At 68.8% G+C, this 19,403-nt stretch carries 19 protein-coding genes; 13 read left to right on the top strand and 6 right to left on the bottom strand.

Annotated features, from left to right (window positions below; all coding sequences use genetic code 11):
• The first annotated feature begins 62 nt into the window (after window positions 1-62).
• The gene (locus tag NP4_RS26560; protein WP_068003330.1) at window positions 63-1,055 is read left to right on the top strand and encodes a GlxA family transcriptional regulator; all 993 of its coding nucleotides are present in this window, start codon (window positions 63-65) and stop codon (window positions 1,053-1,055) included.
• 2 nt (window positions 1,056-1,057) lie between these two features.
• Here the strand turns inward: NP4_RS26560 and NP4_RS26555 are convergent, their stop codons facing one another.
• Complete coding sequence (locus NP4_RS26555) at window positions 1,058-1,816, bottom strand: maleylpyruvate isomerase family mycothiol-dependent enzyme (protein ID WP_211335915.1); 759 nt, start codon at window positions 1,814-1,816, stop codon at window positions 1,058-1,060.
• A gap of 10 nt (window positions 1,817-1,826) precedes the next feature.
• On the bottom strand, window positions 1,827-2,588 hold the full coding sequence (locus NP4_RS26550) for a nucleotidyltransferase domain-containing protein (RefSeq protein WP_068003565.1): 762 nt from the start codon (window positions 2,586-2,588) through the stop codon (window positions 1,827-1,829).
• 87 nt (window positions 2,589-2,675) lie between these two features.
• Between NP4_RS26550 and NP4_RS26545 the strand changes: the two genes are divergently transcribed.
• From NP4_RS26545 to NP4_RS26530, 4 genes are read left to right on the top strand one after another with little or no spacing between them, the layout of a single operon-like run.
• Entirely contained in the window at window positions 2,676-3,698 is a 1,023-nt protein-coding gene (locus NP4_RS26545) for a DUF2961 domain-containing protein (RefSeq protein WP_068003325.1), read from the top strand.
• Between the two features lie 23 nt (window positions 3,699-3,721).
• Window positions 3,722-4,726 carry a zinc-dependent alcohol dehydrogenase family protein gene (locus tag NP4_RS26540; RefSeq protein ID WP_068003322.1) on the top strand — a complete coding sequence of 335 codons (1,005 nt, stop codon included), beginning with the start codon at window positions 3,722-3,724 and terminating at the stop codon, window positions 4,724-4,726.
• Entirely contained in the window at window positions 4,723-6,123 is a 1,401-nt protein-coding gene (gene xylB / locus NP4_RS26535) for a xylulokinase (RefSeq protein ID WP_211335927.1), read from the top strand. The genes NP4_RS26540 and xylB overlap by 4 nt, the downstream gene beginning before the upstream one ends.
• Window positions 6,124-6,177: 54 nt before the next feature.
• Window positions 6,178-6,699, top strand: coding sequence for a DinB family protein (locus NP4_RS26530; protein ID WP_068003317.1), 522 nt, complete (start codon window positions 6,178-6,180; stop codon window positions 6,697-6,699).
• Here the strand turns inward: NP4_RS26530 and NP4_RS26525 are convergent.
• A complete protein-coding gene (locus tag NP4_RS26525) occupies window positions 6,686-8,974 on the bottom strand; it encodes a LuxR C-terminal-related transcriptional regulator (protein WP_068003315.1) in 2,289 nt (762 codons plus the stop codon). The genes NP4_RS26530 and NP4_RS26525 overlap by 14 nt on opposite strands.
• A 100-nt stretch (window positions 8,975-9,074) precedes the next feature.
• Here NP4_RS26525 and NP4_RS26520 point away from each other — a divergent pair, with 100 nt between their 5' ends.
• The 4 genes from NP4_RS26520 (at window position 9,075) to NP4_RS26505 (ending at window position 12,657) form a co-directional block, all read left to right on the top strand.
• Window positions 9,075-9,986 carry an LLM class F420-dependent oxidoreductase gene (locus NP4_RS26520; RefSeq protein WP_068003312.1) on the top strand — a complete coding sequence of 304 codons (912 nt, stop codon included), beginning with the start codon at window positions 9,075-9,077 and terminating at the stop codon, window positions 9,984-9,986.
• Window positions 9,987-9,990: 4 nt separating this feature from the next.
• Window positions 9,991-10,422, top strand: a complete 432-nt coding sequence (locus tag NP4_RS26515; RefSeq protein ID WP_068003310.1) for an MmcQ/YjbR family DNA-binding protein — start codon at window positions 9,991-9,993, stop codon at window positions 10,420-10,422.
• Entirely contained in the window at window positions 10,419-11,081 is a 663-nt protein-coding gene (locus NP4_RS26510) for a class I SAM-dependent methyltransferase (RefSeq protein WP_068003307.1), read from the top strand. The genes NP4_RS26515 and NP4_RS26510 overlap by 4 nt, the downstream gene beginning before the upstream one ends.
• 130 nt (window positions 11,082-11,211) lie before the next feature.
• Complete coding sequence (locus tag NP4_RS26505) at window positions 11,212-12,657, top strand: glycosyltransferase family 39 protein (protein WP_245998342.1); 1,446 nt, start codon at window positions 11,212-11,214, stop codon at window positions 12,655-12,657.
• 4 nt (window positions 12,658-12,661) lie between these two features.
• Here the strand turns inward: NP4_RS26505 and NP4_RS26500 are convergent, their stop codons facing one another.
• Window positions 12,662-13,483 carry an IclR family transcriptional regulator gene (locus NP4_RS26500; protein ID WP_068003301.1) on the bottom strand — a complete coding sequence of 274 codons (822 nt, stop codon included), beginning with the start codon at window positions 13,481-13,483 and terminating at the stop codon, window positions 12,662-12,664.
• Between the two features lie 125 nt (window positions 13,484-13,608).
• Window positions 13,609-15,291, bottom strand: coding sequence for a nitroreductase family deazaflavin-dependent oxidoreductase (locus tag NP4_RS26495; protein WP_068003563.1), 1,683 nt, complete (start codon window positions 15,289-15,291; stop codon window positions 13,609-13,611).
• Between the two features lie 125 nt (window positions 15,292-15,416).
• Here NP4_RS26495 and NP4_RS26490 point away from each other — a divergent pair, with 125 nt between their 5' ends.
• From NP4_RS26490 to NP4_RS26480, 3 genes are all read left to right on the top strand, one after another.
• On the top strand, window positions 15,417-15,983 hold the full coding sequence (locus NP4_RS26490) for a TetR/AcrR family transcriptional regulator (RefSeq protein ID WP_068003298.1): 567 nt from the start codon (window positions 15,417-15,419) through the stop codon (window positions 15,981-15,983).
• A 379-nt stretch (window positions 15,984-16,362) separates the two neighbouring features.
• Window positions 16,363-17,124 carry a transcriptional regulator gene (locus NP4_RS26485; protein ID WP_068003294.1) on the top strand — a complete coding sequence of 254 codons (762 nt, stop codon included), beginning with the start codon at window positions 16,363-16,365 and terminating at the stop codon, window positions 17,122-17,124.
• A complete protein-coding gene (locus NP4_RS26480) occupies window positions 17,108-17,581 on the top strand; it encodes an NUDIX domain-containing protein (protein ID WP_068003290.1) in 474 nt (157 codons plus the stop codon). Before NP4_RS26485 ends, NP4_RS26480 begins: the two co-directional genes overlap by 17 nt.
• Before the next feature lie 6 nt (window positions 17,582-17,587).
• Here the strand turns inward: NP4_RS26480 and NP4_RS26475 are convergent, their stop codons facing one another.
• Window positions 17,588-18,442, bottom strand: coding sequence for a ribokinase (locus NP4_RS26475; RefSeq protein ID WP_068003560.1), 855 nt, complete (start codon window positions 18,440-18,442; stop codon window positions 17,588-17,590).
• 86 nt (window positions 18,443-18,528) lie between these two features.
• On the opposite strand from NP4_RS26475, the gene NP4_RS26470 reads away from it, so the two are divergent.
• On the top strand, window positions 18,529-19,398 hold the full coding sequence (locus NP4_RS26470; RefSeq protein ID WP_068003287.1) for a thermonuclease family protein: 870 nt from the start codon (window positions 18,529-18,531) through the stop codon (window positions 19,396-19,398).
• Window positions 19,399-19,403: the final 5 nt, after the last annotated feature.

Here is a 19,403-nt window from a genome sequence, read left to right as displayed (position 1 = left end):
TATCCGGTCACGAGATCGCCGCTTCGAGTGGCAGATTTGCCAATATGCGCTAGATTTCTGACATGACCGAGAGGCATCCGGGCACCGTCGCGGTCGCCGTCGCGCCGGGGCAGCCAATCTTCGAAGTGGCCATTCCGTACCAGGTTTTCGCCGAACCGCCGGTGGGCGTGGATCCGGCGTGCTGGTACGAGTTCCGCATGTGCGGACCGCGCGGGGTTCGTCACGCGACCCTGCGCGACCCGTTCGTCACGCTCACCGATTACGACTACGACGATCTGATCACCGCCGATACCGTCATCGTCCCGGCCACCCCCGATGTGCGGCAGCCGCCGCCCCCGGATCTGGTCGAGGCGGTGCGGGCCGCCTACGAGGCCGGGGCGCGGGTGGCGGCGCTGTGCTCGGGCGCGTTCGTACTCGCCGAGGCCGGACTGCTGGCCGGGCGGCGGATGACCACGCACTGGCGCCACGTCGAGGCGCTGCTGGATCGCCATCCCGATATGGATCTCGACCCCCGCGTCCTCTACATCGACGACGGCCGCATCCTCACCAGCGCGGGCACCATGGCCGGAATGGATCTGTGCCTGCACCTGATTCGCAAGGATCTCGGCTCTCAGGTCGCCAATGCCGCGGCCCGCGCCCTGGTCGTACCGCCGCATCGCGCGGGCGGCCAGGCGCAGTACGTACGCTCGCCGATGCCCGCCGACCCGGCCGATCCCGGTCTGGCCGCGACCCTGCAGTGGGCGCTCGGCTGTCTCGAAAAGCCTTTGACCGTGGGCGATCTCGCCAGGCAGGCGGGAATGAGCGAGCGCACCCTGGCTCGGCGGTTCCACGCCGAGCTCGGCGCCACCCCACTGCGCTGGCTGCTGTCCCAGCGCATCATCCGAGCGCGGGAGTTGCTGGAGGCCAGCGATATTCCGATCGATGCCGTAGCGCAGCGCTGCGGGCTGGGCAGCGCCGCCAATCTGCGGGCGCATTTCGGCCGCGAGGTCGGTATCGCGCCGAGTGAGTATCGGCGCTCGCACCGGACCGGTCGCCACGAGGTCGTCCTGGGCTGAGCTCAGAACGCGGTGCGCGCCAGCCAGGTCGAAAGAACCGCCGGATCGCCGGTGACGCGCACACGCGGTTGCTCGGCCGGAATCCGCCGCAGCAGCACCAGATACAGATCCGTGGCCGTCGCCTCGACCCCGACGGTGGTCGGTGCGATGTCGTCGTCCCAGGCGATCACGCTGTCGGACCGGCGGATTCGCCAGTGGTCGGCGTCGTCGGTGGCGTGCAGCGACAGGGTGTGCCCGGCCTCCAGCGGCGGTGGGAACCGCGGCGAACCCATTGTCATGAGACCGAGCAATTCGGAAATGCCGTCGGCGGCGAGGGCGGGATCCAGATCCACCTCGCGGCCCAGGGCCAGCAGCGCGTCGGCGCGATGGCCGGTCGCCTCGTGCAGGCGGCGGCGCTCCCACCACTGACTCGGGCGCGGCTGCGAAAACGGCGTCCAGACAGGCACTTCCGGTCCGACGGCCTCCACGGCGTCGGTCACCACGCGCGCGCTCTCGCGCAGCCAGGCCGCGGCCTCGGTGACATCGCGCGGGCGGCGGATGTCGGGAACCTGTGCGAAATCCAATGCTTCGGTGGCGCGGTCGGTGATCATGGCGGCGGCCCAGCGGTGCCCGCCGCCGACATGGGCGACCAGATTGGCCAGCGTCCAGTCCGGGCAGGTGGGGATCGGTGTGGCCGGATCGGAGCCGAGGTAGAGCTCGGCCAGACGGTCGGTCTCCTCGAGCAATGCCCCGCGCACGACCGTGGTGTCGAGAGAAGTCACGATGCGCACGCTAGTCACCATGATCGGTGCGGACCACTCGGGTCGGCTCGCCGGAGGGACCGTCGAGCCGATATCCGTCGAAAAGCCTGCCGGCGAACAGATCCAGCACCCGGGTGACCGCCGCGATCATCGGCTCGTCCGCGCCCGCGGCGACCGAGCGCACGGCATGGGCCAACTCCCGGCCGTGATCGGTGCCGTGATCGAGATCGAAGGCGGCCAGTTCGCGCAGCAGATGTTTGCCGCTGCCGGTCCAGCGGCGATGGCCGACCAGCAGCAGATCCGCCGCGTGCTGCCACAGCCGGGCGGCCAGCAGCAGCCGCTCGTCGGCGTGGCTCGCGCCGATCAGATCGTCGAGCATATCGGTGAGCAGATAGCGGGCCGCGCGTAATTCCCTGCCGCTCAACGGCTCCGGCCCGGCGGTCAGCCGATGGCGGCTGATCTCGCGCAGCCGCGCGCCGCTGCCGTCACCGTCCACCAGGATCACCGATTCGCCGATCAATCGCAGCGTGCTCGGTTTGCGGCGTCCGATCTCGCGGCCGCAGAAATGCGCCAGCGACGCCTCGGTCTGCACGAACAGCTCGACCGGCCAGCCGTTGTAGTGCAGCGATTCCCGATACGGCGCGGGCGGTCCGGACAGCAGGACGGTGATGTCCAGATCCGATGTGGCCGTGGCGGTTCCGCGCACCGTGCTGCCGCCCAGCCAGGCCGCCCGGGCCTCGGGGAACAGCTCGCGCACCAATTGTCCGGCGATCTCGTGCCCGTCGGTCGTCACCCCTCCATCGTGCACCCGCCGACCGGCCGAAATCGGGGCTCGACTCCGATCCGGCTCCGAAGCGGCGGGTCGCGTGCCAAAATCGGGATGGTGCACGAGATATGGCGGCTCGATCAGGCACGTACCCGTTCGATCAGCGCGGAGAACTTCACCGGCGCACCCGGCCAGGGCGGCCGCGCGACCACCGGAACGGGTGCGGACGCGGCGCGCGATCTGGGCATCGGCTGGAAGGTGTCACCGTCGATCCTGGTGGATTCGGGGCAGACGGCCGTCCTCGCCGATATCACCGGACCGGGCATCATTCGGCACTTCTGGCTGACCACCGACCGCTCGGTGCTGCAGCAGATCACCCTGCGGGTATTCTGGGACAGCGATACCGAACCGGCGATCGATGTGCCGCTGGGCTCGTTCTTCTGCAATGCCTGGGATCAGCTGGCGCTGGTGGACTCCGAGATGATCGTGGTCGCGCCCGCGGGCGGGCTGAACAGCTACTGGCCCATGCCGTTTCGCGCGCACGCCCGCATCGAGCTGACCAACGGGTCCGATCACACCGTGCCGGTCTACTACCAGGTGACCTATCTCGAGGAGGATGTGCCGCGGGAGGCGGGCTATCTGCAGGCGCGGTGGCGCTATGTCGATCCGCTGGGCCATCCGGCCATTCACACCATCCTCGACGACGTTCCCGGGCCGGGTCGTTACGTCGGCACCTATCTGTCGATGCAGCCGAACGCCCCGGGCTGGTGGGGCGAGGGCGAGATGAAGTTCTACTTCGACGGCGACACCGAATTCCCGACCATCTGCGGCACCGGCACCGAGGACTACTTCGGCGGCGCGTGGAACTTCGACCGCGACGGCCGCTACCGCATGTACTCGACCCCGTATCTGGGCTTCGTACAGGCGTTGCCGCCGGATCAGATCTATCAGCCTCAGCAGCGCTTCGGCATGTTCCGCTGGCATGTGCGCGATCCGATCTGCTTTCAGCGCAGTATGCGGGTCACCATTCAGGCGCTGGGCTGGGGTTCCAACGGCCGCTATCTACCGCTCGAGGACGCGGTGCTGGGTTCGACCGCATTCTGGTATCGAAACCGCCTGGTCACCGCCCGACGCTGAACCGGATCGGGCATGGTGGACAGATGCGTGCCTTGGTGATCGATAAGCCCGGACGGTTCTCGGTCGAGTCGGTACCCGATCCGAGCCCGGGCCCGGCGGAGGCGGTGGTGCGGGTCGGGGCGGTCGGCATCTGCGGTACCGACGTGCACATCGTCGAGGGCGAATTCCCGCCCACCCCGTATCCGATCGTGCCCGGACACGAATTCGCCGGGGAGGTGGTAGCCGTCGGCAGGGAGGCCGCGGGCGTGCGGGTGGGCGATCGGGTGGCCGTGGATCCGTCGCTGTTCTGTGGACGCTGCCACTACTGCGCGATCGGGCGGGGCAATCTGTGCGACAACTGGGGTGCGATCGGCGACACCGTCGACGGTGCGATGGCCGAATACGTCGCGGTGCCCGCGGCCAACTGTCATCGGCTGCCCGGGCATGTCTCGGCCGCGCACGGGGCGCTGGTGGAGCCACTGTCGTGCGCGGTGCACGGATTCGACGTGCTGCCACGGCAATTGGGTTCGCACTATCTGATCTATGGCGCGGGCACGATGGGATTGCTGATGCTCCAGTTGGCCACCGCGGCCGGGGCGGCGTCGGTATCGGTGATCGACCTCAATGCCGGACGGCTCGAGGTGGCGCGGATCCTGGGGGCCGACGCGGCCTCGACCTCGGCCGACGACTTGGACCGGCCCGAGGGCTGGGAGATCGTCATCGACTGCACCGGCGCGATCCCGGCCATCGAGGACGGGCTGGCGCGAGTCCGGCGCGGGGGCACCTTCCAGCAGTTCGGCGTGGCCGCGGCGCAGGATCGGGCGGCGGTGTCGCCGTTTCGGATCTACAACGACGAGATCACCATCGTCGGCTCGATGGCCGTACTGCACAGTTTCGGGCGGGCGGTGGATCTGCTGGGCGAGGGGGTCGTGGACGCCGACACCATGATCACCCACGACTTCGCGCTCACCGAATTCGACGAGGCGCTGCGCACATTCCGCTCCGGCAGCGGACGCAAGATCCAGATTCTGCCGGCGGGGCGGCCCTGATGCTGGTCGCGGGGATCGATAGCTCGACCCAGTCCTGCAAGGTCGTGGTCTGCGAGGCCGACACCGGAAAGATCGTGCGGCAGGCCAGGTTCGCGCATCCCGACGGTACCGAGGTGCCCGCGCGGGCGTGGTGGGACGCCTGGCTCGCGGCCGCCGACGGACTGCTCGACGGGGTCGCGGCGATCGCGGTGGCCGCCCAGCAGCACGGGCTGGTGACTCTGGACGAGCGGGGGCGGCCGGTGCGGGACGCGCTGCTGTGGAACGACACTCGCTCGGCGGGCGCGGCGGCCGACCTGGTCGAGGAACTGGGCGGGCCGGGGGAGTGGGCGAAGGCGGTCGGCAGTGTGCCGCTGGCCGCCCATACCGTCGCGAAGCTGCGCTGGCTGGCCGACCACGAACCCGCCCATGCCGATCGGGTCGCGCGGGTGTTGCTGCCGCACGACTATCTCACCTGGCGATTGCGCGGCGGCACACCGGATGTGGAGCCGACCACCGATCGCGGCGACGCCTCGGGCACCGGGTACTGGTCACCGGCCCAGCAGCGGTATCGAGACGATCTGGTGCGCATGGCATTTCGGGGCAGACTGCCGGAACTGCCGCGGGTGCTCGGGCCCGCCGAAGCGGCGGGGCATACGCCCGACGGTGTGCTGGTGGCTGCCGGGACCGGTGACAATGCCGCCGCCGCACTGGGTTTGGGGCTCGACGATGGTGAGGTGGTGGTCTCGCTCGGAACCAGCGGCACCGTCTTCACCCGCAGCGCGGCCCCCTCGGCCGACGCCACCGGGGCCGTCAACGGCTTCGCCGATGCCACCGGGGGCTATCTGCCGCTGGTGTGCACGCTCAATGCCGCCCGCGTTCTCGAACATACCGCGACCCTGCTGGGCGTCGGACTCGACGAACTGGAAACCCTTGCGAACCGGTCGGTTCCGGGCGCGAACGGCCTGACCCTGCTGCCGTACCTGACCGGCGAACGCACCCCCGATCTGCCGGAGGCGACCGGTACGCTGCACGGTCTGACCCCGGACACCATGCGACCGGAGCATATGGCCCGCGCGGCCGTCGAGGGCATGCTGTGCAATCTCGCCGACGCGCTGGACCATCTGCGCGCGCTGGATCTCGAACCCCGCCGCGTGCTGTTGATCGGCGGGGCCGCGGCCAGCCCGCTGGTCGCCACCGTCGCGCGCGATATCTTCGGCCTCGCGGTGACGGTTCCCGAACCCCGCGAATATGTCGCCCTGGGCGCGGCCCGCCAGGCCGCCTGGGCCCTGGCCGCCACCGCTGACCCACCCGAATGGCCGTCGCCGCCCGCGCGCGAGATCGCGGCCGACGGCGTCGGCGGGGGCGCTGCGATTCGCGAACGTTACGGTCGGATCCGCCGAATCGTCCACCTGCGGTAACCGACCGGCAAAATTGGGATGAGACGGTGGAATCGGTCGCCTACAGTCGAATCCATGACCTGGATCGTTCCGGTGATCGACCGGCCCGAACCGCTCGGCACAGGCGCCGAACGGGCAATGTTGCAGTCGTGGTTGGATCACCATCGGATGACCTTGCTGCGCAAATGCGAGGGGCTCAGCGACGAGCAACTCAAAATGCGCAGTGCCGAGCCGTCGGAGCTGACGCTGCTCGGGCTGATCCGGCATCTGACCGATGTCGAACGCGCCTGGTTCCGTAAGCGGGCGCTCGGGGAGGAAATTCCGTATCACTATGGCACGGAGGCGGATCCGGACGCGGACTTCCGCGAGGCGGGTGACGCCGATGCCGAATACGCCGTCGCGACGTTCCGCGCGGAGCTCGAGGCGTGCGACAAGGCCGTGGCCGAGTTGCCGCTCGAGCACACCTTCGTCCACCCGCGTACCGCGGAGGTATTGAGCCTGCGCTGGATCTACCTGCACATGATCGAGGAGTATGCCCGGCACAACGGGCATGCCGATCTGCTGCGCGAACGCATCGACGGCGTCACGGGGGAATGAGCAGGCCGTGATCGCGGGCCCAGCCCGCGATCTGGGTGCGCGAGGTGAATCCGAGTTTGGTGAGAATGTGCTCGACGTGGGTTTCCGCGGTGCGCACCGAGATCACCAGTTCGGCGGCGATGCGCTTGTTGCTGTGTCCCACGGCGACCAGGCGGGCGACATCCTTTTCCCGCCGGGTGAGCACATCCAGTGCGGCCGTATCGGCGCGGCGCGGCGCGGCGGACGCGGGCTCGGGCAGTACGGTCTCGCGACCGAGCGCGTAATCGATGGCCGCGGGCAGCGGTAGGGCCGCGCCGCTGTCGTAGGCGGCGCGGAAGTCCCGCTCGCCCAGCGCATCCCGGACCTGTTCGCGCACCTTCTCTCCGACCGCGGAGATGATCGCGTCCGCCAGCCGGACCGTACTGCGCTGCAGGGTCTGGGCCGCGCCCATCAGCCGGGCCGCGCGTTCGAAATCACCGCGCGCCGCGTCCGACCACGCCACGCCCTCGAACGCCGAGGCCAACCACACACAGCGATCGAACAGGGCCAGCATTTCGATCGCGCGCGCCATGTATTCGGCGGCCGCGTCCTGATCCCCGCGCCGCCAGTGGTCGAGGCCGACCGCCCACAGCGCCAGCCCGCCCAGCAGATGCGAATCGTATCGCGTGGTCAATTCCAGGAATTCGGCCGCGATCGTGGCGGCGCGCTCCTCGCCCAGGACGGTCGCGCAGATGAATCCGAAGGCGAGGCTGTCCATTTCGACGGTCTCCCGCCCGCACGCGCGGGCCAGGACGGCCGCCTGTTCGCAGCGGGCCAGCGCACCGGCGGTGTCGCCGTCGGTGAAGGCGATCAGCGCCGTGCCCAGGCGCGTTTCGGCGATGATGTCGTCGGCGTCCAGATCCGTGGCCAGCGAGACGCATTCGGTCATCAGCCGGTCCGCCGATTCGCGATCGGACAGCAGGGCCGCCAGCGAGCCCGCCGAGGACAGCGCCCGCGCCCGCACCGGCGTCGGATCCGGATAGCGGGCCAGGGCGTCGGTGAGCCAGCGAAAGCCCTCCGACAGGAAGCGGTAGTGCTCCCAGTACGGCCGCAGCGCGGTCGCGGTCTCGAGCGCCAGCTCCGGCGCGTCGGTGAGGGAGAACCGCAGCGCCGAGCGGAGATTCGCGTGTTCGCGGCTCAGTTCGCGAAACCACGCCACATCCTCGCCGCCGCGATAGGCCCGCTGGCCGCGCAGCGCCAGGGCCCGGTAGTGCGCGCGGTGGCGGGTGCGCACCGCGATCTCGTCGCCGTATTCGAGCAGTCGGTCGTGCCCGAACTGCCGAATCGGTTCCAGCATCGAATATCTGGCCGAGACGTCCTCGTAGCGCAGGGTGAGCACCGACTTGTCGACCAGGCCCGTCAGCGCGTCGACCACGCTCGGATCGCCCGGGGGCAGTGCGCACACCGCCTCGGCCGCGTCGATGTCGAAACCGCCCGCGAAGACCGAAAGCTGCTGCCACAGCTGCTGTTCGGCGGGTGAGCACAGTTCGTAGCTCCAGCGGATCGCGCCCTCGATGGTCTGCTGGCGCTGCGGTGCGGTGCGCGGTCCGGCGCGCAGCAGTTCCATGGTGTTGTCCAGGCGGGCCAGGATCTGTTCGGGGGTGAAGACGCGAAAACGCAAGGCCGCCAGCTCGAGCGCCAGCGGGATGCCGTCGAGGCGGCGGCAGATCGACTCGAGGGTGTCCTGATTGGCCGGGGTGCGGGCGAATCGGGGGTTGGCCGCGGTCGCGCGCTCGACCAGCAGTCGCAGCGCGTCGCTGTCGGGCACGGCGACCGGGAGCGGCGGTACGGGCATGACCTGTTCGCCCGGGATGCCGAGAACCTCGCGGCTGGTGGCCAGTACCCGGACCCGGCCGGTCGCCGCGACGATCTGCTCGATCAGGGCCGCGACGGTGTCGATGAGGTGTTCGCAGTTGTCCACGATGAGCAGCAGCCGCTTGGCGGCCAGGAATTCGGTGAGCCGCCGCAACGGGGCGGTGGTGTCGTCGCGCAGGTGCAGCGCCTCGACCAGACTCAGCGTGACCAGCTCCGGATCGTGCACATCGGCCAGTTCCACCAGCCAGACCCCGTCGGGGAACGAACGCGCGACGAACTCACCCACCTGCCGCGACAGCCTGGTCTTACCCACTCCGCCGGGACCGAGCAGGGTCAGCACCCGCGTGGTGGCCAGCAGCCGCCGCGCGGAGTCCAGTTCGTCGCGGCGGCCGACGAAGCTGGTGACTTCGGCGGGAAGGTTTCCGGTGACACGCCGCGCCATGTTTGACAACACTATCGTCACCCCGATTCCCGGTGAGTGGGCTTCGGCGCGACGGGCATAGTCTGGATGGGATTACCGAGATCATGAGGAGGCACCCGCCGTGCGCATCGGCATCATGCTCGACCAACCAACCGGACCGGACGCCCTGCTTCGGCTGACCGACGATCTGCGGCAGGCCGCCGACGAGGGTTTCGAGTCGGCCTGGCTGGCACATATTTTCGGCCTGGACGCGCTGACCGCCTTCGCGGTGGCCGGTAGCCGGGTGCCCGGCATCGAGCTGGGGACCGGCGTGGTGCCGACCTACCCGCGTCACCCCGGCGCGCTCGCCCAGCAGGCCCGCACCACCGCACTGGCCGTCGGGCCGGGACGGTTGAGCCTGGGTATCGGGCTGTCGCACAAGGTCGTCATCGAGAATATGTACGGCTACGACTTCGACAAGCCCGCCCGGCACATGAAGGAGTACCTGTCGGTGCTCTCGCCGCTGCTCGAGGGCGAGCCCGCATCCTTCACCGGCGAGACCATCCGCGCCAATCTGGCGCTCGAGGTGCCCAATGAGGGCCCGGTGCCGGTGCTGCTGGCCGCGATGGGACCGGCGATGCTGAAGCTGGCGGGCAGCCGGACCGACGGCACCGTGCTGTGGATGACCGGCCCGGCGACCATTCGCTCGCATATCGCGCCGGTTATCACCGAGGCCGCCGCCGCGGCGGGTCGGCCCGCCCCGCGCGTGGTGTGCACCCTGCCGGTGTGCGTGACCGACGATGTCGAAGGGGCCCGCGCCAAGGCGGCCAAGGCGTTCGAGGTCTACGATTCGCTGCCGTCCTATCGCGCCATGATGGATCGCGAGGGCGCGGCCGGTCCCGCCGATCTGGCGATCGTCGGCACCGAGGATCAGGTGGCGGCCCGCATCCACGAGATCATCGCCTCGGGCGCAACGGAATTCGTGGGCGCGCTGTTCACCCGCGACGAATCGGCCGCGCGCACCCGCAAACTGCTCGCGGGCTTGGCGGACTGATTCGATGGCCCGGCGGGCGCGGGTATCGGATGTGCACGAGCTGGCACTGGCCATGCCGCATGTCACGATCGAGCCCGGCCCGGCGGGCAATCCGGTCTATCAGGTCGGACGCAAATCGTTCGTCTTCTTCCGCTCGCCACGACCGGATGCCGTCGATCCCGAGACCGGCGAGCGCTATACCGATGTGATCATGTTCTGGGTGCCCTCGGAATCGGACAAACTGGCGCTGGTACAGGATCCGGATTCGCCGTTCTTCACCACCGCGCATTTCGACGGACATCTGTCGGTGCTGTTGCGCGGGGCCGATATCGGGCGGCTCGACCTCGACGAACTGCGCGAAGTAGTGCAGGACGCGTGGCTGTCACGGGCGTCGCCGGCGCGGGTGCGCAAGTTCCTTGACCTCGAGCGTGCTCGAGGTAGCACGCTGGAGCCATGACACAGACCGCAGAGTTCTGGAACACCGTCTACGACAACGACACCGCGCCGTGGGTGATCGGAGAGCCGCAGCCCGCGATCGTGGCGCTCGAAAGGGAGGGCCGCATCGGCGGGCGGGTGCTGGATCCGGGCTGTGGCGCGGGTGAGCACACCATCATGCTGACCGAGCGCGGCTACGACGTGCTGGGCGTGGACCTGTCGCCCAGCGCGGTCGCCTACGCCGGTCGCAACGCGGCCGAAAAGGGCGTGCCCACCGCGCGATTCGAGGTCGCCGATATGGTCCGGGTCGGCGCGGATCCGGAATACGCGGCGCGCCTGGGCCTGTTCGACACGATCGTGGACAGCGCGCTGTTCCACGTATTCCTCGACGATCCCGAGATCCGCGCCGCCTATGTGCGCAGCCTGCACACGCTGTGCAAGCCCGGCGGCACACTGCATCTGCTGGCGCTGTCGGATGTCGAACCGGGTTTCGGCCCGCGCATCAGCGACACCATGATCCGTGAATCCTTCACCGACGGTTGGGAACTGGAGGAGTTGTCGCCGGCGCGGTATTCCGGCCGGATCACCGAGGCGCTGCCCGAACAGCCCGAGAGCCTCCAGGTCGCCGCCGACGGCACCGTGCGCGTCGCGGCCTGGCTCGCGCGGATTCGGCGCGGGTAGCCGGATCGTCCTCGGGGATGACGGCGGGATCGTCCAGAGGTCGCACGAACGCCACGCGCCGCGGCTGATGTGCGGGGGTTCTGTGACCGGGCAGCATGGCCGGTGACAGATCCAGCCTGGGAGGTCGAACGTGCAGACGCCGGTAGAGTCCCGCCCATCCGCCCCGGCCGTGCCCGCCCTGGCGGCGCGGCCGGTGATCGCGATCGCGGCCGTCGTGGCGTTGGCCCATCTCGCCTGCGGCTTCGGCCGCGGCTACTGGTTCGACGAGGCCTATATGCTCGCCATCGGTCGACACCACCTGGATTGGGGTTCGGCCGATCAGCCGCCGATCGCCCCGGCGCTGGCGGCCGCGCTGGATTGGCTCGCGCCCGATTCGCCCGTGGTGATCCGAATTCCGGCGATTCTCGCGACCGCGGCCGCGGTGCTCGTCGCGGCGCTGATCGCCCGGGAGTTCGGTGGGGATCGGCGCGCGCAGATCATCACCGCGCTCGCACAGGCCACCGCGCTGTGGGCGACCCTGACCGGGCACTGGCTCACGCCCTACACGCTGGAACCGGTGCAGTGGCTGCTGCTGTTGTGGCTACTCGTGCGCTGGGTGCGGGTGCGCGACGATCGGCTGCTGCTCGCGCTGGGGCTGGTCGTCGGGATCGCCGCGGAGACCAAATTCCAGGTACTGCTGCTGTGCGTGATGCTCGGGGTGAGCGCGCTGGTCTTCGGTCCCCGGGAGCTGGCCCGGCGGCCGATGCTGTGGGCCGGAGCCGGTCTGGCCCTGCTGATCGCGCTGCCGACCCTGGTGTGGCAGGCCCGTCACGACTGGCCGCAGCTGCGGATGGGTCCGGTGGTGGCCTCGGAGGCGGCCGCGCTCTACGGCGGACGGCCGGGGGTGGCGGTCGCGCTGATCATCATGGCCGGTGTGGCGGGTACCGTGCTGGCGCTCTACGGGCTGTGGCAGTTGTTGCGCGCGCGGGAATTGCGCGCCTATCGCTTCGTGGGCGTGACGGCGGTGGCGCTGTACGTATTCTTCGTCGCCACCGACGGACGGCCCTATTATCTCGGCGGGCTCTACGGAATTCTGTTCGCGGCGGGCGCGATCGGATTCCAGCGGCGTCGGCTGGCGGGCGGGCGATTGCGCTGGGCGGTCTGGCCCGCGGGCGTGCTGAGCGTGGCGGCGGCCGCCGGAATGCTGGTGGTCTCGGTATCGGCCGATGATCCCGGGCCGGGGGAGAAGATCGCCGGGCGGACCATGACGGCGTATCGGCAACTGTCGCCGCGGGAGCGCGACAGTACCGTGGTCGTCGGCGAATCCTATATCGTGGCAGCCTATCTCGACGTGTACGGCCACGATCTGCCCCCGGTGTACAGCACCAACCGCAGCTACGGATACTTCCCGCCGCCGCCGGATTCGGCCCGCGACGCCCTCTATGTCGGCAAGGCCCCGGACGAACTGCGCGACCGCTTCGCTTCCTGCCGCAAGCTTTTCGACGACGACGAGGAACAGCAGCAGTGGCTGTGCACCGACCGCCGCGATTCCTGGAAGGTGCTCTGGCCGCGGCTGCGGCACCTGGATATGCGCTGAGCGGTCAGCGCCAGCGCGCCCGGCGCGGGAACAGCATGCGCCCGGCCTCGTGCGATACCTCGAGTACGACCCGCGCGAGCCGGTCGAAACTCATCCCGTCGGCCCGACCCGACAGCGACAGCGCCGCCGGGGCGGTGCCGCGACCGCGCAACGGCGCCGCGACACAGGCGATTCCGAGCACGGCCTCCTCGCGGTCGATGGCCAGGCCCTGGCGCTGGCGGATCTGGGCGAGTTCGCGCTGCAGGGCCTCGGGTTCGCAGACGGTGCGCTGGGTCAGGCGCGGCAGTCTGATACGGAAGGCCGCCTCGGCGATATCGGGTTCCAGCGCCGCCAGCATGGCCTTGCCCAGAGCCGTTGCGTGCGCGGGCATCCGGCCGCCGAGGCGGGTGGGCAGGGCGGCGGCGAAGCGGCCGCCCGCCTTGTCCAGATACACCACATCGCGCCCGTCGAGCACCGCCAGATGGCCGACCATGCCGGTGCGCTGGGACAATTCGTGCAGCAGTGGGCCGACCGCCTCGCGGATCTCGTTGTGGTCGGCGGTAAGTCCGCCCAGCTCGAGGGTCCGCATTCCCAGCCGATAGCCGCCCGAGGAGTGCGCCAGCCAGCGCAGCCGGATCATCTGGTCCAGAATGCGATGCACGGTCGAGCGCGGCAGTCCGGTCCGGTCAACCAGCTCCAGCAGCGTGAGCGTGGGGGTGGAGGCATCGAATGCGTCGAGGATCAGCGTCATTCGTTCGATCATCGACACCGGGTTCGAGCCGCGCTCCGCCGGGTGACGTCCGGCGGCGGTGGCGCGTTCCGCGGAGGGCAGCTCGGTGACGGTCATAGGTACCTCCGTTGGCTCACTGGCAGCCTAGAAGCCGGGCCACCAGGCATGAGCGTTTCCGATTTGTGTCACCAGTCACAGTGCTTGTTCTGTGAGCGCGGCGAATCCGTGGAATTACGTACGTGTTACCGATTGTCGGTAAAGGTCACCCGCACCGAGATCGGGGTGGTCTGCAGCGCGGCGAAACCCGCGGCCGTCAGCGGGGCCAGGCGCGGATGCGGTGCGAAGGCCCGCGCGCGGGCGACCACATCGTCGTCGGGGCGCAGTTCGGCGCGGCCGGTGCGCCACCGATCGCCTTGGCGCAGCCGGATTTCCGGATTGGCGCGCACATTGTTGCCCCAGCCCGAGCGCAGGCCGTGCTGGCAGATGATCCACGCGCCCAGCTCGTCGTAGAGCACCGAGACCGGCACCCGGCGCGGCTGACCGGATTTGCGGCCGATGGTCTCGAGTTCGGTCGCGAAGGCCGAGCGCACGCCCGCCCGATCCAGGGCGCGGAACGCCGGATTGACCATGTAGCGGCCGACCGCGCGCTCGATGGCGAATTTGCGGGCGTTGCGGTCGGGCCTGGTCTGGGCGCGCTTGGGCCGGAACGCGTCCAAACCATTGCGCCGCACCATGGTGACGGCCGTGCGCCACGGTGAGCGTGCCGGATCCGGATCCAGCCCCGCGCCGAGCCGGTGCAGCTGATCGGTATGCCACTGCAGATCCAGCGCGCCGTCGAACGCCTTGACCGTGCGCACCTGAGCCAGCCGCCCGCGCAGGCCCAGCGAAATGGCCGGGGGCCGTAGGGCGTCGGTGCGTTCGGCGAGCAGATCACCCGCCGCGTCGGTGATCACCGCCGACGGGCGGCCGACGCCGACCACATCGCAGGAGCCCGATTCCACCGCCTCGGCCATCACCGACCGCGTCCGGAAGCCGCCGGTCACCGCGAGCGGGACATCGGCCGCCAGGGTGCGCACGGTCTCGGCGTACTCGAGGAAGTACGCCTCGCGCGAGCGGGTGCTCGACGAGCGGCCCATCATGGCGGGGGATTCGTAACTGCCGCCGCTTATTTCGATGAGGTCGAGCCGTTCGGCGGCCAATTGCTCGATCACCGCGCGCGATTCGTCCTCGGTGAAGCCGCCGCGCTGGAAATCGGCCGAGTTCAGTTTGATGCCGACCGCGAAACCCGGGCTCACCGCACCGCGAATGGCGCGCGCGACCTCGATCACGAATCGCGAGCGCCGCTGCGGATCCCCGCCCCAGTCGTCGGTGCGGCGATTGGCCAGCGGGGAGAGGAACTGGGAGACCAGATAGCCGTGCGCGCCGTGGATCTGCACGCCGTCGAAGCCCGCGGTCTCCACGACCCGGGCCGCGGTGGCGAAGCGGGCGATGATGTCGAGGATCTCCGCCTCGGTCAGCGCGCGGGGGGTCGGCATGCCCGGAATGCCGAGCGCGATCGCCGACGGGGCCACCGGCCGACGCCGCGACGCGATCGGATTCGACTGCCGCCCCGGGTGATTCAGCTGCACCCACACCGGGGTGCCGCCGTCCTTACCCGCCTTGGCCCAGCGGGTCAGTTCCTCGAGGTGCCGCTCGTCCTCGATGGCCACATTGCCCGGCTCGCCCAGTTGCGTGCGATCGATCATCACATTGCCGGTGACGATGAGCCCGAAACCGCCCGTACCCCAACGTCCGAACAGCCGCTCGAGCCGCTCGTCCGGACCGAGCCCGGCATCGCCGAGCCCCTCGCTGAGAGCGGATTTCATGATGCGATTCGGCAGCACCTGCCCGCAGGGGAGGTGGAGGGGTTCGGTCAAGGTGGCCAAGGTCGTACTCCCTTCCGCGCGATCCACCCGATAGGTAGACCGACTGGTTTACTCGGAGGGTAGTACACCGATCGGTATACATCAAGGGTAGGCTGGTGGTCGACAGTGCAGGAAAGGGGTCGGATATGGGAGCCCGCGATCGGCTCATCGACAGTGCCATGGAACTGATGCGCCGCAACGGGGTGGCCGGGACGGGCATCGCCCAGCTGCTCGAGCACAGCGGTATCTCACGGCGTTCGGTGTATCTGAACTTCCCCGGCGGCAAGGCGGAATTGATCGCCGAGGCGACCCGGGTCGCGGGCCAAGGCTACAGCGCGCTGATGCGCGCGGTCACCGCCAGCGCGGATCTGGCCACCTGTCTGGCCGCCTTCCCCGGCATCTGGCGAGAGGTCCTGGTCACCAGCGATTTCACCGCGGGCTGCCCGATCGTCGCCGCCGCCCTGAGCCGCTCGGAGGCCCCGGCCGCCGCCGACGCCGCAGGCGAGACCTTCGTCGACTGGGAACAAATCATCGCCGAACGCCTGCGCGCCGAACACGTGGCCCCCGACACCGCCCTGTCCCTGGCGACGACGATCATCGCCGCGGTCGAGGGCGCGGTTTTGATGTCGCTGGCGACGCGCTCGGTCACACCACTGGAACGAGTGGGGGAGCAGATGTCGGCACTGGTGGCCCAGTACACCCGGGTGGCGTGAGACTACTTTCGCCAGACAATCGTGGCGACGAGTACCGCCAGTGGAATGCCGGTTACGACGAAAAGACCTGTAGGCCAACCGAGCAGCGTCATGACGCCTCCTGGCGTATTGCGTCCCGCGTGGCCTCTGCCGGCCCCCGCAGTTCGAGATAGAAACCTGGACAACTCCTCGAACCCTGCGAGTCTCCGTAGTCGTACACCTCCAGCACGCCTCCGTCGAACTCGAATAACCTTGTCGGCCAATTCATGTCCGGCCCCTTCCTCTTCTGTTCATCCAGACGCTAGGGAAGGTCGCTGGACGCCTGAACTCCGTGCGGGACGTTCCAATGGACACTTGAAATTCCGCAAAACGTCCCACATATGTCCTTTATGGTGCGTGTATGAGCCAACGCCTGAGGTCGGCGATGCTGCGAGCGCAATTGGATTCGGTCATGCTCGCCAAGGCCGTCGGTGTGGATGTAAAGACGGTGAACCGATGGCTGGCAGGACGGGTTCCCCACCAGCGCACCCGTCTCGCCGTGGCGAGCGTGCTCAGCGAATCGGAGACCAATCTCTGGCCGCAGACTCGGCCGGACTTGAAGGCCGGGTCCCCTGCCACCGCAGAAGTGCTCGGCGCGTACGGCCACCGAGCCGACATACCGCACGAGCTGTGGACGTCGTTGTTGCTCGGCGCGACCGAGCAAGTCGATATCATCGGGTACGCCTATCCGTTCGTATTCGAGTTGCTGCCTGATGCGGCCGAGGTCGTCGCGGAGAAGTGCCGCAACGGCATTCGGGTTCGGCTTGCGTTCGCGGATCCGGATTGCTCACATGTGATCGAGCGTGATGATCTCGAGCAGATGCATGGAACCTTGCCGGGCCGGATCAGGAATGCGCTGAGCATGCTGGGTCCGTTGACGACCGCGTCGGGTTGCGAGGTGGGCTTGCACACTACGCATCTGTACAACTCGATATTTCGGTTCGACGATCAGATGATCGTCACTCCCTATCTCGTACGTGCCCGTGGGTACCAGCATCCGGCACTACATCTCAGACGGCTGTCTCCGCACGGCATTTTCGCGTCCTTCGCTGATCAGGTCGAACAGGTGTGGGAGACCGTCACCTCTTATCCGCAAGGAGTCATTGATGAGCAGACGGCGTGATTACTACAACGATCCCCAGGCGCCCAAGGCGAACAGCTTGGTGCCGGGTGGGTCGGCGTTGGTGGTCGACGAGGCCGGCGACGTGCTGATGCAGCGACGGAGTGACTCAGGTAACTGGTCGTTGCCGGGCGGGACGATGGAGATCGGAGAAACGCTCGAGCAGTGTGTGATTCGGGAGACCAAGGAGGAATGCGGGCTCGATATCGAGATCACCGGGCTGTTGGGGATTTACACCGATCCGGAGCATGTCATCGAATATGTCGACGGTGAGGTCCGGCAGGAGTTCAACATCACCTTCTTCGGGCGAGTTCGCGGTGGGCGGATCACCGTCAGCGACGAGTCGACGGAGGTTCGATTTGTCGGTATGGACGAGCTGGCGGATTTACCGGTGCACGAAACGGTTCGCCTTCGGCTACGGCATTACGCGGAGCAGAGGGCCGAGCCCTATCTCGGCTGAGGCGTCTCACCTGCCCAGCAGCCGCTCGATCTCCTCGCGCTGCGGAATCGACGCGCTGGCACCGAGTTTCGTGGTGGCCAATGCGCCCGCGGCGCACGCCCAGGACAGGGCGGTCCGCGGGCCCTCGTGCCAGTGGGCGGCCAGGGCTCCGGTGAAGGTGTCGCCCGCGCCGGTGGTGTCCACGACCTCGACCGCGACGCCCGGGGTGTCGAATTCGCCGTCGGGGCCGCGGTAGTGCGCGCCGTCGCCGCCGAGGGTGGTCACCACGTGCGGGACCGTATCGAGGGCCGAGCCCAGTTCCGCGGCCTCGCCCTTGTTGACCACGGCGATGTCGACGGCGGCCCACAGCTCTGGTGAGAGCTGCTGTACGGGCGACGGATTCAGTAGGACCGCGGTGCCGTGGGCGCGGGCGTGGCGGGCGGCCGCCAGAACCGTGTCGACCGGAATCTCCAACTGGCACAGCAGAACATCGGCCGCGGCGATGGTGGCGAGGTCGGCCTCGGTCAGTTCGGTCACGGTCGCGTTGGAGGCGGGGACCACGATGATGCTGTTCTCACCGGAGGTGTCGACGATGATCGTGGCGATGCCGCTGGGGCCGTCCACCGAGCGCAGCTGTTTCGTTCCGACTCCGGCGTCGTCGAGGACCGCGCGCAGGCGATCGGCGAACAGGTCCCTGCCGACGGCCCCGACGAATTCGACCTCGGAACCCGCGCGCCGCGCGGCGATGGCCTGGTTGGAGCCCTTACCGCCCGGCACCATCTCGAATCCCGTGCCCAGTACCGTCTCGCCGGGTTCCGGACGCCGCCCGGTGACCGTCACCTGATCCATGCTGATACTGCCCACCACGACAATCCGCGCCATATCCGTACCGTAGTTGCCGGGGCGCGGTCGTGCCGGTGGTGGGATCATCATGGGTAGGTCGGGGCCCGATCGTGGAAGAGGCCACCATGCCGTTTCTGATCATCGAAGGAACATTCCGCGCCAAGGGCGCACAGCCGGACGGCGATTCGGTGCGGTTCACGCCCGCCGATCCATCGCAGTGGGATCTGGTCCGCGGTGCGCATCCGGTCAAACGCAATGCCTCGGGCGCGGCCCAATTGCGTCTGGACGGTATCGACGCGCTCGAGACGCACTACACCCCGCCGCACGGGGCCCGCGCGCATCAACCGCTGCCGCTCGCCCACGCCGCCGCCGACGAGCTGCTGAACTGGCTGGGATTCACCGGCGTACAACGCAATTCCGACGAGACCGTCACCGCCTGCGATCAGGATTCGGTGCCCGGTTTCATCCTGACCCGTTCCGCCGATCTGTACGGCCGCTGCATCGCCTTCGTCGGCCGCGGCGGCGCACCCGCGGCCTCGGGCAGTCCGGTATTCGTCGACGCGGCGCTGGTACGCACCACCGTCAACCATCACCAACTCGCCCAGGGCCTAGCCTATCCGACCTACTACCGCGATCTGTTCCACGATCTGCGCGACGAATTCACCACCGCGGTCACCGTCGCCGCCTCCGCCAAACTCGGCGTGTGGGCCTCGGACGCGACCACCTCCGGCGCGGTGATCGCCACCGAGACCTCGCTGGCCGACGATGTCGTCATCCTGCCCAAGCTGTTCCGCCGCCTGGCCGACTATCTGGCCCTCGGCGCGGGAGATCTCTCGCTCGCGGGCTTCCCCGATTTCCTGGCCCAGGCCCAGGACAAATTCTTCATCCTGTCCACGGGGCATTCGAGCGTCGGCCTGGACGCCATCGTCGAGGTCGACGGGAACACTGTCCGTATGACCCACCCCGCCACCGATCTGGTCTTCGACGAGAAATGAGTGAG

The organism is Nocardia pseudobrasiliensis NBRC 108224, assembly GCF_001613105.1.
In the GTDB taxonomy this organism is placed as follows: Bacteria; Actinomycetota; Actinomycetes; order Mycobacteriales; family Mycobacteriaceae; genus Nocardia; species Nocardia pseudobrasiliensis.
This window is presented reverse-complemented; position numbering and strand designations above follow the sequence as displayed.

Coding starts and splice junctions, on each gene's coding strand:
- NP4_RS26560 (WP_068003330.1), top strand. CDS start 63: ATGACCGAGAGGCATCCGGGCACCGTCGCGGTCGCCGTCGCGCCGGGG.
- NP4_RS26545 (WP_068003325.1), top strand. CDS start 2,676: ATGGTGCACGAGATATGGCGGCTCGATCAGGCACGTACCCGTTCGATC.
- NP4_RS26540 (WP_068003322.1), top strand. CDS start 3,722: ATGCGTGCCTTGGTGATCGATAAGCCCGGACGGTTCTCGGTCGAGTCG.
- NP4_RS26530 (WP_068003317.1), top strand. CDS start 6,178: ATGACCTGGATCGTTCCGGTGATCGACCGGCCCGAACCGCTCGGCACA.
- NP4_RS26525 (WP_068003315.1), bottom strand. CDS start 8,974: ATGGCGCGGCGTGTCACCGGAAACCTTCCCGCCGAAGTCACCAGCTTC.
- NP4_RS26515 (WP_068003310.1), top strand. CDS start 9,991: ATGGCCCGGCGGGCGCGGGTATCGGATGTGCACGAGCTGGCACTGGCC.
- NP4_RS26510 (WP_068003307.1), top strand. CDS start 10,419: ATGACACAGACCGCAGAGTTCTGGAACACCGTCTACGACAACGACACC.
- NP4_RS26500 (WP_068003301.1), bottom strand. CDS start 13,483: ATGACCGTCACCGAGCTGCCCTCCGCGGAACGCGCCACCGCCGCCGGA.
- NP4_RS26490 (WP_068003298.1), top strand. CDS start 15,417: ATGGGAGCCCGCGATCGGCTCATCGACAGTGCCATGGAACTGATGCGC.
- NP4_RS26485 (WP_068003294.1), top strand. CDS start 16,363: ATGAGCCAACGCCTGAGGTCGGCGATGCTGCGAGCGCAATTGGATTCG.
- NP4_RS26480 (WP_068003290.1), top strand. CDS start 17,108: ATGAGCAGACGGCGTGATTACTACAACGATCCCCAGGCGCCCAAGGCG.
- NP4_RS26475 (WP_068003560.1), bottom strand. CDS start 18,442: ATGGCGCGGATTGTCGTGGTGGGCAGTATCAGCATGGATCAGGTGACG.
- NP4_RS26470 (WP_068003287.1), top strand. CDS start 18,529: ATGCCGTTTCTGATCATCGAAGGAACATTCCGCGCCAAGGGCGCACAG.